At 73.6% G+C, this 12,955-nt stretch carries 13 protein-coding genes; 7 read left to right on the forward strand and 6 right to left on the reverse strand.

Annotated features, from left to right (window positions below; all coding sequences use genetic code 11):
* Positions 1–109: 109 nt before the first annotated feature.
* Positions 110–688, reverse strand: a complete 579-nt coding sequence (locus ACZ51S_RS26285; RefSeq protein WP_388935127.1) for a TerD family protein — start codon at positions 686–688, stop codon at positions 110–112.
* An 84-nt stretch (positions 689–772) separates the two neighbouring features.
* Positions 773–2,917 (reverse strand): excinuclease ABC subunit UvrB, encoded by a 2,145-nt coding sequence (gene uvrB, locus ACZ51S_RS26290; protein ID WP_388935130.1) that lies wholly within the window; start codon positions 2,915–2,917, stop codon positions 773–775.
* A 247-nt stretch (positions 2,918–3,164) separates the two neighbouring features.
* On the opposite strand from uvrB, the gene ACZ51S_RS26295 reads away from it, so the two are divergent.
* From ACZ51S_RS26295 to ACZ51S_RS26305, 3 genes are all read left to right on the forward strand, one after another.
* On the forward strand, positions 3,165–4,067 hold the full coding sequence (locus ACZ51S_RS26295) for a glycerophosphodiester phosphodiesterase (RefSeq protein ID WP_388935133.1): 903 nt from the start codon (positions 3,165–3,167) through the stop codon (positions 4,065–4,067).
* Between the two features lie 68 nt (positions 4,068–4,135).
* Positions 4,136–4,699, forward strand: a complete 564-nt coding sequence (locus tag ACZ51S_RS26300) for a methylated-DNA--[protein]-cysteine S-methyltransferase (protein WP_468803160.1) — start codon at positions 4,136–4,138, stop codon at positions 4,697–4,699.
* A gap of 271 nt (positions 4,700–4,970) precedes the next feature.
* Positions 4,971–6,182, forward strand: coding sequence for an MFS transporter (locus ACZ51S_RS26305; RefSeq protein ID WP_468477726.1), 1,212 nt, complete (start codon positions 4,971–4,973; stop codon positions 6,180–6,182).
* Here ACZ51S_RS26305 and ACZ51S_RS26310 read toward each other — a convergent pair.
* The gene (locus tag ACZ51S_RS26310) at positions 6,172–6,546 is read right to left on the reverse strand and encodes a cupin domain-containing protein (RefSeq protein WP_468962117.1); all 375 of its coding nucleotides are present in this window, start codon (positions 6,544–6,546) and stop codon (positions 6,172–6,174) included. The two genes, ACZ51S_RS26305 and ACZ51S_RS26310, sit on opposite strands and share 11 nt — an antisense overlap.
* A gap of 423 nt (positions 6,547–6,969) precedes the next feature.
* On the opposite strand from ACZ51S_RS26310, the gene ACZ51S_RS26315 reads away from it, so the two are divergent.
* Both ACZ51S_RS26315 and ACZ51S_RS26320 read left to right on the forward strand, forming a co-directional pair.
* Positions 6,970–7,914: a pseudouridine-5'-phosphate glycosidase gene (locus ACZ51S_RS26315; RefSeq protein WP_468962119.1), complete on the forward strand. Its 945-nt coding sequence runs from the start codon at positions 6,970–6,972 to the stop codon at positions 7,912–7,914.
* On the forward strand, positions 7,911–8,795 hold the full coding sequence (locus ACZ51S_RS26320; RefSeq protein ID WP_468477682.1) for a carbohydrate kinase family protein: 885 nt from the start codon (positions 7,911–7,913) through the stop codon (positions 8,793–8,795). The genes ACZ51S_RS26315 and ACZ51S_RS26320 overlap by 4 nt, the downstream gene beginning before the upstream one ends.
* Positions 8,796–8,829: 34 nt before the next feature.
* Here the strand turns inward: ACZ51S_RS26320 and ACZ51S_RS26325 are convergent, their stop codons facing one another.
* Entirely contained in the window at positions 8,830–9,474 is a 645-nt protein-coding gene (locus ACZ51S_RS26325) for a nucleoside/nucleotide kinase family protein (RefSeq protein ID WP_468477683.1), read from the reverse strand.
* 92 nt (positions 9,475–9,566) lie between these two features.
* On the opposite strand from ACZ51S_RS26325, the gene ACZ51S_RS26330 reads away from it, so the two are divergent.
* The gene (locus tag ACZ51S_RS26330) at positions 9,567–11,012 is read left to right on the forward strand and encodes a WGR domain-containing protein (protein ID WP_468803158.1); all 1,446 of its coding nucleotides are present in this window, start codon (positions 9,567–9,569) and stop codon (positions 11,010–11,012) included.
* On the opposite strand, the gene ACZ51S_RS26335 is transcribed toward ACZ51S_RS26330, so the two are convergent.
* The gene (locus ACZ51S_RS26335; protein ID WP_468477685.1) at positions 10,976–11,404 is read right to left on the reverse strand and encodes a cupin domain-containing protein; all 429 of its coding nucleotides are present in this window, start codon (positions 11,402–11,404) and stop codon (positions 10,976–10,978) included. The two genes, ACZ51S_RS26330 and ACZ51S_RS26335, sit on opposite strands and share 37 nt — an antisense overlap.
* Positions 11,405–11,527: 123 nt before the next feature.
* Between ACZ51S_RS26335 and ACZ51S_RS26340 the strand changes: the two genes are divergently transcribed.
* Positions 11,528–12,187: a DUF2293 domain-containing protein gene (locus ACZ51S_RS26340; RefSeq protein WP_468477686.1), complete on the forward strand. Its 660-nt coding sequence runs from the start codon at positions 11,528–11,530 to the stop codon at positions 12,185–12,187.
* Here ACZ51S_RS26340 and ACZ51S_RS26345 read toward each other — a convergent pair.
* Positions 12,180–12,872 (reverse strand): chaplin, encoded by a 693-nt coding sequence (locus ACZ51S_RS26345; RefSeq protein ID WP_468962123.1) that lies wholly within the window; start codon positions 12,870–12,872, stop codon positions 12,180–12,182. The two genes, ACZ51S_RS26340 and ACZ51S_RS26345, sit on opposite strands and share 8 nt — an antisense overlap.
* Positions 12,873–12,955: the final 83 nt, after the last annotated feature.

Genomic DNA, 12,955 nt, shown 5'->3' on the forward strand with positions numbered 1-12,955 from the left:
CGTACTGCTCTTGCCGGTGCGGACCCACAGGCGGGCCCGGTCCTTCGCGTGCGGACCCGAGGGTCCGCACCCGGGGTCCGTTCCCGGGTCCGGTCTTGCGGGTGCGGTCCTACAGGTGCGGCAGGATCGCCGGCATCAGGTCCTGGAAGGTCCGGCCGTTGGCCGGGTTCCCGAGGGCCGTCATCTGCCAGCCGGCACCGGACCGGGACACCTTCGCCATGATCTGCGCGGTGTACTGGCCTCCGCCGTCGAGGGTGTAGCGGGCCAGTTCCTGGCCGTTGGTCTCGTCGACGATGCGGCAGAAGGCGTTCTGGACCTCCTGGAAGGTCTGGCCGGTGAAGGAGTTCACCGTGAAGACGATCGTGTCGATGTGGACCGGGACCCGCTGGAGGTCGACGAGGATGGCCTCGTCGTCCCCGCCCTGGCCCACGCCGCCGACCAGGTTGTCGCCGGTGTGGCGGACCGAGCCGTCGTCGCTCTGCAGGTGCCGGAAGAACACCACGTCCACCGGCTGCTTGTCGGCGAAGAGCACTGCCGACGCGTCCAGGTCGATCTCCCGCGTCCGCGACCCGAACAGGCCGCGGCGCTTGGCAGCCTGCCAGCCGAGACCCATCCGGACCGCGGTCAGCGTGCCGCCGTCCGCCTTCTGCAGACTGATGGCCTGACCCTTGGTCATGTTGACCGTCACGCGCGTTCCCCTCTCCATAGCCCGCCCCTAAAGGCCCGCAGCGTGCACCTGCGGCGTTTCCACACCCTACTGACCGCCCACGGGTCAGGCGAGGCCCGCTTCCCTCATCTGACGAAGCTCCTTCTTGAGCTCGCCCACCTCGTCCCGGATCCGGGCGGCCACCTCGAACTGGAGCTCGGCCGCCGCCGCCCGCATCCGCTCGGTCATCTGCTCGATCAGCGCGGCCAGTTCGGCGGCGGGCCGGTCGGTGGGCGTCGCGGCCGCCACGCCCTTCGCCGCCTTGCCGGCCTTGCCCTTGGCCGCCGCCGCGCCGCCGAGCGCGGGGACCGGTGCCTTGGCGGCCTTGCCGTCCTTGGTCTGGCGGTAGCCGGTGCCGAGGAGCTGCTCGGTGTCCAGCTCCTCGCGGGCGATGGTGGCGACGATGTCGTTGATCTTCTTGCGCAGCGGCTGCGGGTCGATCCCGTGGGCCGTGTTGTACGCGATCTGCTTCTCGCGGCGCCGGTTGGTCTCCTCGATGGCCTTCTCCATCGCCGGGGTCATCTTGTCCGCGTACATGTGGACCTGGCCGGAGACGTTGCGGGCGGCGCGGCCGATGGTCTGGATGAGGGACGTCCCCGAGCGCAGGAAGCCCTCCTTGTCGGCGTCGAGGATCGCCACGAGCGACACCTCGGGCAGGTCGAGGCCCTCGCGGAGCAGGTTGATGCCGACGAGGACGTCGTACTCGCCGGCCCGCAGCTCGCGCAGCAGCTCGATGCGGCGCAGGGTGTCGACGTCGCTGTGCAGGTACCGGACCTGGATGCCCAGCTCCAGGAAGTAGTCGGTGAGGTCCTCGGCCATCTTCTTGGTGAGGGTGGTGACCAGGACCCGCTCGTCCTTCTCCACCCGGGTGCGGATCTCGTGCACCAGGTCGTCGATCTGGCCCTCGGTGGGCTTGACCACGACCTCGGGGTCGACGAGGCCGGTGGGGCGGATGATCTGCTCGACGAAGCCGTCGGAGCGGGAGAGCTCGTACTTGCCGGGGGTGGCCGACAGGTAGACGGTCTGGCCGACCCGCTCCAGGAATTCCTCCCACTTCAGCGGCCGGTTGTCGAGCGCGGACGGCAGCCGGAAGCCGTGGTCGACCAGCGTCCGCTTGCGCGAGGCGTCGCCCTCGTACATGGCGCCGATCTGCGGCACCGTGACGTGCGACTCGTCGATGACGAGGAGGAAGTCCTCGGGGAAGTAGTCGATGAGGGTGTTGGGGGCCGAGCCGCGCTCGCGGTCGTCCATGTGCAGCGAGTAGTTCTCGATGCCGGAGCAGGAGCCGATCTGGCGCATCATCTCCAGGTCGTAGGTGGTGCGCATGCGCAGCCGCTGGGCCTCCAGCATCTTGCCCTGCTTCTCCAGCTCCGCGAGCCGCTCGGCGAGCTCGGCCTCGATGCCGGTGATCGCCTTCTCCATGCGCTCGGGGCCGGCGACGTAGTGGCTGGCGGGGAAGACGTAGAGCGCGCGGTCCTCGCTGATGACCTCGCCGGTCAGCGGGTGCAGGGTGGAGAGCGCCTCGATCTCGTCGCCGAACATCTCGATCCGGACGGCCAGTTCCTCGTAGACGGGGAAGATCTCGATGGTGTCGCCGCGCACCCGGAAGGTGCCGCGGGTGAAGGCCAGGTCGTTGCGGGTGTACTGGATGTCGACGAAGCGGCGCAGCAGCTGGTCCCGGTCGATCTCCTCGCCCACCTTGAGGGAGACCATCCGGTCCACGTACTCCTGCGGGGTGCCGAGGCCGTAGATGCAGGACACGGAGGCGACGACGATCACGTCGCGCCGGGTCAGCAGCGAGTTCGTCGCGGAGTGGCGCAGCCGCTCGACCTCCTCGTTGATCGAGGAGTCCTTCTCGATGTAGGTGTCCGACTGCGGTACGTAGGCCTCGGGCTGGTAGTAGTCGTAGTACGAGACGAAGTACTCGACGGCGTTGTTCGGCAGGAGCTCGCGGAACTCGTTCGCCAGCTGGGCGGCCAGCGTCTTGTTCGGCGCCATCACCAGCGTGGGGCGCTGGAGCCTCTCGATCATCCAGGCCGTGGTCGCGGACTTGCCCGTGCCCGTCGCGCCGAGCAGTACGACGTCCTTCTCACCTGCGCGGATGCGCTTCTCCAGCTCGGCGATGGCCGCCGGCTGGTCACCGCTGGGCTGGTACGGGCTGACGACCTCAAAGGGTGCCACCGTGCGTTCGATCTTCGATACGGGCCGCATGAGTCCACCGTACGACCCCGCACTGACACTCACGCCCTCCCGACGGGGCCATGGCCCCCTCCACAGGTCCGGCGGGCGGAGTGGATCTCCTCCTTTCCGGTCTGTTTGTCGTAGTTCGGTGGCGGCCCGGTGATCTTCGAGCCCATGATCGCGGTGAACGCTCCGCCGTGAAGTGCATCGCCGCAACGTCTGCCGCTCCGCGCCCGTCTGACGCAGGAACAGGGCTCACGACCCGAGGAGAAAGCACATGTACGTCCGACCCGCCACCGCGGCCGCAGCCGCGATCCTGGGCCTCACCCTCACGGTGCTGGGCGGGACGGCCTCCCCGGCCGCCGCCGGCCCCGGCTCCCCCGATGCCGCGCGCGGCGTCCTGGGCCCCGTCGTGTACGCCCACCGGGGCGCGTCCGCCTACGCCCCGGAGAACACCCTCGAAGCGGTCGACCTGGCGAGGCGGCTGGGCTTCGACTGGGTCGAGAACGACGTCCAGCGGACCAGGGACGGCGAGCTGGTGGTGATCCACGACGACACCCTCGCCCGCACCACCGACGTCGAGCAGGTCTTCCCCGACCGCAGGCCCTGGCGGGTCAGGGACTTCACGGCGGAGGAGATCGGGCGGCTGGACGCGGGGAGCTGGTTCGCCCCCCGCTTCGCGGGCGCCCGGGTACCGACCCTGCGCGCGTACCTGGAGCGGGTCGAGGAGAACCGGCAGAAGCTGCTGCTGGAGATCAAGAAGCCGGAGCTCTACCCGGGGATCGAGGAGGAGACGCTGGAGCTCCTGGACGAGACCGGCTGGCTGGACGAGGACCACGTCCCGGACCGCCTGGTGGTACAGAGCTTCAGCGCCGATTCCGTACGCACCGTCCACGAACTGCACCCCGGCCTGGTGACGGCCTTCCTGGGCACCCCGCCCGTGGCCGAGCTGCCGCGCTACGCGCGGTTCACGGACCGGATCAACCCGTGGCACACCACGATCTCCGCGGAATGGGTGACGGCGGTGCACGGCCTGCTGGGGGCCCACGGCAGGGCCATGGAGGTGGACACCTGGATCGTGGACGACGCGGCCACGGCCCGCAAGGTCCGCGACATGGGCGTGGACGGGATCATCACCAACGCGCCCGACGTGGTGCGCAACGCCGCGCTCGGCTTCTGAGGGCCCGGCGCGGCGGTGGCGTGCGCGAGCCCGTCCGCGCTGTCGGTGGCGGGCCGTACGGTGGGGACGTGGACAGCACCGAGCGGCCCCGCGGGCCGCACCTCGAATGGACCGTCGTGCCCAGCGACATCGGTCCCCTGCTCCTGGCCGCGACCCCCGAGGGTCTGGTCCGGGTCGAGTTCCACGCGCGCCCGGACCGGGCCGGCCGGATGATCGGCTCGCTCGTCTCCCGGCTCGGCGCCGACGCGTGGCGGCCGGACCCGGGCGAGGAGGCGCTGCTGGCCGAGCCGATACGCCAGCTGGCCGCCTACTTCGCCGGTTCGCTGCGGCGCTTCGAGCTGCCGCTGGACTGGCGGCTCAGCTCCGGTTTCAACCGGCAGGTGCTGCTGGAGCTCGACCGCTCGGTGCCGTACGGATCGGTCGTCGGGTACGGGGAGCTGGCCGCCCGGGCCGGGCAGCCGGGGGCGGCCCAGGCCGTGGGCAACGCCATGGGCTCGAATCCCCTGCCCGTGGTCGTGCCCTGCCACCGCGTGGTCGAGAACGACGGGGGCATCGGCGGCTTCGGGGGCGGGGTGGAGACCAAGCGGATCCTGCTCGCGCTGGAGGGCGTGCTCCCGCAGCCCCTGTTCTGAGCCGCGCGCGCCGTCACGCGGGTGACAGCGGGTGGCGGCGGGACCCCGGACCGCGATACGCGGTTCCCCCGCGCGCCCGACGGTGGGAAACTGCCGCCGTGACCACTCCTGCCGCACCAGGCCTCATACCGTCCGCCTCCGCCGAACCCCCGCGACGGCGGTGCCGGGCGTGAGCGCCGCTCCCGGAACCTCCGCCGGCACCAAGGCCACGCCCGCGCCCGTCGACGCGGCGGCGCTGCCCCGGCTCCAGCGCCGGACCTCCGCCGTGCTGATGACCAGCCAGATGCTGGGCGGCCTGGGCGTGCCGATCAGCGTCGCCCTGGCCCCCGTACTGGCCACCGAGATCAGCGGCACCGAGGCCCTGTCCGGGGTCGCGTCCACCGCCGCCGTGATCGGCACCGCGCTGTTCTCGCTGCCGCTCGCCGCCCTGATGACCGCGCGCGGGCGCCGGTGGGGGCTGGTGGTGGCGTACGCGATCGGCGCGATCGGCGCGGCCCTGGTCGTCCTGGCCGCCGTCGTCGACAGCTTCCCGCTGCTGCTCGTCGGCATGGCCGCCTTCGGCGCCGCCTCCTGCGCCACCTTCCAGGCCCGCTTCGCCGCCACCGACCTCGCCGCGCCCGACCGGCGGGCCCGGGCGATCTCGCTGGTCGTCTGGGCCTCCACCCTGGGCGCGGTGCTCGGCCCCAACCTCTCTGCCCCCGCCAGCGACAGCTTCGCCGGCACCTCCATACCCCAGACGGCGGGACCCTTCGTATGGGCCGGCGCCGTCTTCGTACTCACCGGCGCCCTGCTCGCCGTGTTCCTGCGGCCGGACCCGCTGCTGACCGCCCGGGCCCTGGCCGGTTCCGGCGAGCAGTCCCGGCAGGCCCGCTCGCTGCGCGCCGGCGTCGCCGCCGTCAAGGCCTCACCGCGGGCCCGGCTCGCGCTGCTCACCGTCGCCGTATCACACACCGCCATGGTGTCGATCATGGTGATGACCCCCGTCGACCTCGGTCACCACGGCGCCGACCTGCGGCTCATCGGCCTGGTGATCAGCGGCCACATCGCGGGCATGTTCGCCTTCTCCCCCGTCATGGGCTGGCTCGCCGACCGGCTCGGCCGGCTGTCCGTCATCGGGCTCACCGCCGGGCTGCTGTCCATCGCCGCCCTGCTCGCCGGCACGGCCGGCGGGAACCACGCCCAGAGCGCGGCCGGCCTCTTCCTGCTCGGACTCGGCTGGTCCGCCGGGATCGTCGTCGGCTCGGCGCTGCTGACCGACTCGGTACCGCAGGCCGCGCGGGCCGCCGTGCAGGGCCTGGGCGACCTGACGATGAACACCGCAGCCGCCGTGGGCGGGGCGGCCGCCGGGCTGATCATGTCCCAGGCCGGCTACGGCTGGCTCAACGCGATCAGCGCGGCCCTGCTGCTGCCGATGGCGGCGCTCGCCCTGTTCACCGCCCGGCGGCATCCGGCACGCACGGAGCCGGGGGGTCTCAGCAGTTGATGTGGTAGGCCTTGCGGAGCGTCTCGTGGACCGTCCAGGTGGTCCGGTCGCCCTTCCTCAGCACACAGGCCGAGCCCGGTCCCACCTCGAAGCCCGCGCCGCCCTCGACCTCGATGGTGGCGCGGCCGCTGACCACCACGAACAGTTCGTCGGCCTCGGTGTCGGTGACCACCCCGGGGGTGATCTGCCAGATCCCCCGGACCTGCGAGCCGTCCGCCGACTCCCAGAACACCTTCCCGGTCACGACCGGGGTGCCGGAGACGATCTGCGCGGGGTCGAGCTCCTCGGGCTCCAGCTCGGCGTCGGGGAGGTCCGCGACGGACACGGCGAAGGAGGCGGGCGCTTCGTGGTGACGGGTGCTCATGGTGCGCCAGCGTAGGGCCGCCGCCCCGCTCACGGGGTGACCAGAGCGTCCAGCCCGGGCGCCTCCGGCGCGTCATTCCGTCGAGCGCGTCAGCGCCGCGGGCCGGAGCGCGGGCGGCTCCACCGGCCCGCTCCCGCCGGCGACGGGCTCGCCGGAGCCCCTTGCCGCAGGTACCGCGACCTCCCCTCCCCGGGCAGCCCGGGGGCAGGCGGCCCCGGGCGCGGGACCCGGCGGCTTTCGGCCAGAGCGGCGCCCACGTCCGCGGCGGGCGGCACGGTGGCCGGCGCGGGGCACCGCATGGTGTGCGGCCCGGTGGAGGGCCCGGTCCGGGAGCGGCCCTTCCGGGCGCGCCGCCCGGACGGGTTCGCGCCGGAGCGGGAGGGGCGCGTTTGGCGGCGTGAGTCCCGTGCCAGGGATGGGGACATGCCACAGCACAGAGCAACTGCACCCCTGTCCGGGGGACCGGTCCTGTCGGAAGAGGTACGCGAGGCGCTCGCCGCCCGCCGGCCCGTCGTCGCCCTGGAGTCGACGATCATCTCGCACGGTCTGCCGCGTCCCAGCAATCTGGAGACGGGTCTGGAGCTGGAGGACCTGGTCCGGGCGGAGGGCGCGGTCCCGGCGACCGTCGCCGTGCTGGACGGGGTGGCCCGGGCGGGCCTCGACAAGGCCGCGCTGGAGCGGATCGCGACGGGCGAGGGCGTGCGCAAGCTGGGCCACCGGGACCTCGCGCCCGCCCTCGCCACGGGCGCCACCGGGGCGACGACGGTGTCGGCTACGGCCTTCCTGGCCGCGCGGGCGGGGCTGCGGGTGTTCGCCACGGGCGGGCTGGGCGGCGTACACCGCGAGTGGACGCTCTCGCAGGACGAGTCGGCGGACCTGTCGCTGCTCGCCCGGACCCGGATCACGGTGGTGTGCGCGGGGGTGAAGTCGATCCTGGACGTGCCGGCCACGCTCCAGCGCCTCGAAACCCTCGGCGTCGGCGTCCTGGGCTACCGGACGGACCGCTTCCCCGGCTTCTACCTGACCGACTCGGGAGAGCCGGTCGACTGGACGGTGCGGGAGCCTGAGGAGGTGGCGGCGGTGATGGCCGCCCAGGACGGCCTCGGCGGACCCGAGGCGGCGCTGATCGTCGCCAATCCGGTGGCGGAGGCGGAGCAGCTGGATCCGGCGCTCCACGACCGGGCCCTGGCCGAGGCCCTGGCCGAGTGCCGCGAGCGGGGTATCACGGGGCAGGCGGTGACCCCGTTCCTGCTGGGGTTCCTGGTGCGCGCGACCGGCGGCGCCTCGCTGGAGGCGAACCTGGCGGCGGTCCGGGGCAACGTGCGGCTCGGCGCCCAAATCGCCCGGGCCTGGGCGGCCCGCGCGTGACGGCCGCCCTGCTGGTGGTCGGCGACGTGGTGACGGACGTGGTGGCGGTGCACCGCGGTCCCCTGGCCCCGGCCACCGACACCACCGCCCGCATCCGCACCCTCCCGGGCGGGGCCGGCGCCAACGCGGCCTGCTGGGCGGCCCGCGCGGGCACCTCGGAGGTACGTCTCCTCGCGCGGGTGGGGTGCGAGTCGGCCGACTGGCACGAGCGGGCCCTGGTCGACGCGGGAGTACGGCCCCTGCTGGTGGTGGACCCGGCGGAGCCGACGGGGACGGTGGTGGCGCTGGTCGGCGGGGACGCGGAGCGGACCTTCCTGACCGACAGCGGGGCCTCGCTGCGGCTGTGCCCCGCCGACTGGGTGCCGGCCCTGCTGGACGGTGCCGGGCACCTGCACCTGTCGGGCTACCTGTTCTTCTCGGACAGCAGCCGGGAGCTGGCCCTGGTCGCGCTGCGGGCCGCCCGGACCCGCGGGGTGCCCGTCAGCGTCGACCCCGCCTCTGCGGGGTTCCTGGCCGGGCTCGGCCCCGAGCGCTTCCTGGCGGCCGTGGCCGGGGCCGGCGTGCTCCTGCCGAACGAGGACGAGGCCCGGCTGCTGGCCGGCGTACGGGACCCGGCCCGGGCTGCGGAGGAGCTCAGCCGCCGGGTGCCGCTGGTGGTGGTCACCCGGGGCCCTGGCGGAGCGCTCGTCGCGGAGGACGGCCGGATCACCGCCGAGGTCGAGGCGGAGCCGGCGGAGGCGGTGGACACCACGGGCGCCGGGGACGCCTTCACCGGCGGCTTCCTGGCGGCCCGGCTCTCGGGGGCCGGCCCGGCGGAATCGGCCCGCGCCGGCTGCCGCGCGGCGGCCGGCGCGGTCACCCGCCTGGGCGGCCGCCCGTAGCGGCCCGGCCCGGGGGCTACGGCTCGGACCGGGACTACCGCACACCCGTCCAGGCCGGGTGCCGCGGGTCGTCCGCGCGGACCAGGACGTCCGCGGCCGTCCCCGGGCCGGTCTCCCTCTCGTAGCGGGCGAACGCCGCCAGCGTCCACCGCTGCGCCTCCTCCGTGCGCCGCGCCAGCGCCCCCTCGGAGAGGCTGATGTGGACGCTCAGGTCGAACGGGAACCAGTGCCCCAGCAGCAGCGGCCCGTGGACCACCAGCACGCCGCCCGGCGGGAGTTCGGCGTACGGGCTGCGGGTCGCCCGGTCCCGGACCGGGTCCCACAGGTCCGGCAGCACCCGCCCGCTGCCGCCGGGATCCGTCGGGCCGAACACCTCCCGCCACAGCGCGCCCGTGTCGTACCAGCCCCCCAGGTACGCGTCCACGTCCTCGCGCCCGAACTCGAACCGCAGCGACGCCGGCCGCAGGAAGTCCCCGGCCGCGACCACGAGCACGGACCGCCCGCGCGAGCGCAGCGCGTCGGCGAGCTCGCCCGCGAGGACCCCGGTACCGGCCGCCGGCGCGCCGTCGATGCCGACGCGTTGCCACGTGCGCTCCTCGGCCGCGGGGCCGCGGGAGTCGTCCAGATGACCGGCGAGCCGCTCGGCCATCCGCTGCCAGGTGATCGCTTCCAGCTTCACCGGCCCATTGTCAGTGGTGCGCCCTAACGTTTTTCACGAGGGATCACCGGTGGACAGGAGCCGGCGGCCCTGTTCTTGGGGAGGGGTCTGTCATGGCTCGGGAGACGACGTATCTGGAGCTGTCGCAGGAGGACGGCGCGGCGCACAAGTTCTACGAGGTGACCGTCGACGGCACCGCCGTCTCGGTGCGCTACGGCCGCATCGGCGCGGCCGGCCAGCTGCAGAGCTCCTCCTTCCCCACGGCGGAGAAGGCCCGCGCGGCCGCCGCCAAGAAGATCGGCGAGAAGGTCCGCAAGGGGTACGCCCCGGCGGTCCGGGGGGCGCGCGCCGCCCGCTCGGTCACCCGGCGGCAGGTGGCCTCGGCGCCGTCGACGGCCCGCGCGGTGGCGCCGGTGCTGTGGCGCTTCCGTACCGGTTCCTCGGCCTTCGGCATCCATGTGGACGAGGACCGCTGCTGGGTCGGCAACCAGGCGGGGGACGTCTACACGGTGAGCCACGGCGGTGAGGTACTGGCCCGCTACTCCCTGCCGGACGGGGTGAAGTGCCTGGTCGCGGACGAGTTCTGGATATACGCGGGCTGTGACGACGGCACGGTGTACGACCTGTCCTCGAAGGTGCCGTTCGGGGCGTACGGGATAGCCGCGGACATGGACATCTACTGGCTCGACATCCACGAGGGCGTGCTCAACGTCTCGGACGCGGGCGGCGGTCTGACGGTCATCGACCACGAGGACGAGCACCAGTGGTCCCGTAAGTCCTCGGGGACCGGCGCCTGGATGGTCCGGGCGGACGAGCGGGCCGTGTACCACGGGCACAGCGGCGGTGTGACGGCATACGCGGCCGACGGCACCGGCCAGTTGTGGCACACGGCGACGCCCGGCGGGGTGCTGTTCGGCTGGCAGGAGGAGCACGCCGTGTACGCGGGCACGGTACGCAACACCGTGCAGCGCCTGTCGAAGGCGACGGGCCGGGTCGAGGCCTCGTACCCGTGCGACGCGGCGGTGTACTCGTGTGCGACCTCTCCGGACGGCCGTCACGTCTTCGCCGGGGACTCGTCCTCCTCGGTGTACTGCTTCGACGCCGACGGGCGGCGGCTGTGGAAGCTGGGCACGGGTGGCGGTTCCGCGCTCTCGATGCAGTACCTGGACGAGCGGCTCTACCTCGTCACCACGGACGGTTCACTGGTGTGCGTGGACGCGAGCGAGGCGGCGATCGCCGCGGCGCAGCAGGGTTCCGTCCCGACCGCGGTGGACGTGAAGTCGGCGGCGGCCCTGCCGGTCTTCACCCCGGCGGCCTCCGCCTCGGCGGTGGCGACGGTCTCGGTGGCCTCGGTCCCGGCCGGCGGTGTGGTGGTGGAGTGCGTCCAGCAGGGAGGGCGGATGCGGGTGCAGGTGGTCTCGGAGGGCTTCGAGCACGGCTGGAACGTGCAGTTCCCGCGCGGTATCCGGGAGCCCGGAGCGCGGTACGTGGTGGACGGCCTGCATGCGGCCGGCGGGGGCTTCTACCGGGTGCGCGGGGAGATACGCCGACTGGTCTGAGCGGCGCACCGGGGGTCCTCGGGGCAGCGGCAGGGTACGGCGTCGAGCGGGGCCGGGGCGGGCACCGACCAGGGGTCGTCCTCGGCCAGGCCGCAGGTCACCTGGAGGACCACGGGCCGGGAGCCGAGGTTGCGGCCGAGGTGTACGTTGTCGGCGCCCGCCGGTTCGACGAAGGTGGCCCCCGTCGGGTGCACTTCCACGGTGCCGTCGGCCAGGAAACGGGTCAGGGTACCGGACTTGACCACCGCCATGAGCGGCACGTGGTGGTAGTGCCATCCCGTGCAGCCGCCGGGCGGTATGACGACCTCCCGGCCGGTGAGGCCCGAGGGCACCGCCGCTCTCGGGGCTCCCGACGCCCTCGGGCGCCGTACCGTCGCCTGTCGTCCACCCATGTGCCCCTCCTTGCCGTCGGCTCACGGTAGACGAACCTCACGAGTTCCAGTCGGATTTAATGAAAGACCAACGACCTTACTCCGCAAGGTGATAGAGGGGCGGACAAGCGGTATCACAACGGCATGAGTCTCGTCGTCTTCGAGTCACAGAAGCCGATCCACTGCGCCGCCTGCCGACGGGGACCGCTACGGCTCCTCGTCCGTGAATCCGGGGTGCCCCGCTGCCTGGACTGCGCCGGCCTCGGCCATCTCGTGTACCTGCCGCGCGGCGACGCGGCGCTCACCCGCCGGGCGCGGGAAGGCAGTTCGCTGCATGCCGTCGTGGTGCGCCGGCACAGGGGCCGCCGCCGCTACGAACGCCAGGGGCTGCTGGTGGAGGACGCCGCGCTGGCCCGCGCCGAGCGCGCCTGCCTGGCCGACGCCGATGCCCGGGCCCGCCGCCGGGAACGCGACCGGCTGCGCCGCGCGGCCGAGGACGTCCGCTTCACCGCGGCCTTCGCCGCCGAGATACGGCGGCTGTTCCCCGGCTGCCCGCCCGACCGCGCGCAGGCGATCGCCGCCCACGCCTCGGTGCGCGGCAGCGGCCGGGTCGGGCGTACCGCCGCCGGCCGGGCACTGGACGAGCAGGCGGTGTCGGTGGCGGTGCGGGCCGCCGTGCGGCACACCGACACCGAGTACGACGCGCTGCTGATGGCGGGGGTGCCACGGTTCGCGGCGCGGGCCCGGCTGGCGGCGCGGATCGACGCCGTCCTGGACGGCTGGCGCGCGGGGAACGTCAGTTGAGCCGGAAGCGGCGGTAGAGGAGTGCTCCGCCGAGCAGCAGGGCGCCGCTGCCGGGCAGCAGGTAGCCGAGCCCGTCGGAGCCGGTGCGGGCCAGGGCCGTGGGGTCCTGTCCCGCAGTGGAGGGGGCGGTCGCGGCGGGCGGGGTCACCGGCCGCGGGGAGACCGGCGGCTGCGCGGCGGGCGGCTGCGCAGGCTTCCCGCCGGGCGGGGTCCCGCCGTTCACGGCGGTGTTCCCGTGGGAGCCGTTGCCGACGCCGACGACGTTCACGGAGTTCCCGCTGACGTTCAGCGGGAGATCGACGGGAAGCTGGAGACCGTTGCCCGACAGCACCCCGGGGGAACCCTTCGCCCCTCCCTCGGCCACCGCGCCTCCCCCGTTCCCCGATCCCGGTTTCGACGGATGGGAGGGCCGCGGGTCCGCGTTCCCGCCACCCGGTGCCGCGTTCGTACAGCCGTTGCCCGCCGCCGGGTTGAGCACACCGACCACGCTCACGGTGTTCCCGCACACGTTCACCGGGGTGTGCAGGGGCAGCTGCACCAGGTTCCCGGAGAGCAGCCCCGGGGAGCGCTCGGTCTGCCCGCCCGCTTCGGCGTCGGCGTGCGCGAGACCGCCCACCCCCGCGACCGCCAGTCCGCCACCCGCGACCATCACCGCGATCAAGCCATTCCGACGAGTGTGACGCATCAGTTTCCTGCTTTCCGGAGGGGTTCCAGGGGCATCGAGCCCGCACCGGAAACAACGTGGTAGACCCGTTCGGGTTATAGCGC

The sequence above is a fragment of the Streptomyces sp. NPDC034043 genome (genome assembly GCF_055575675.1).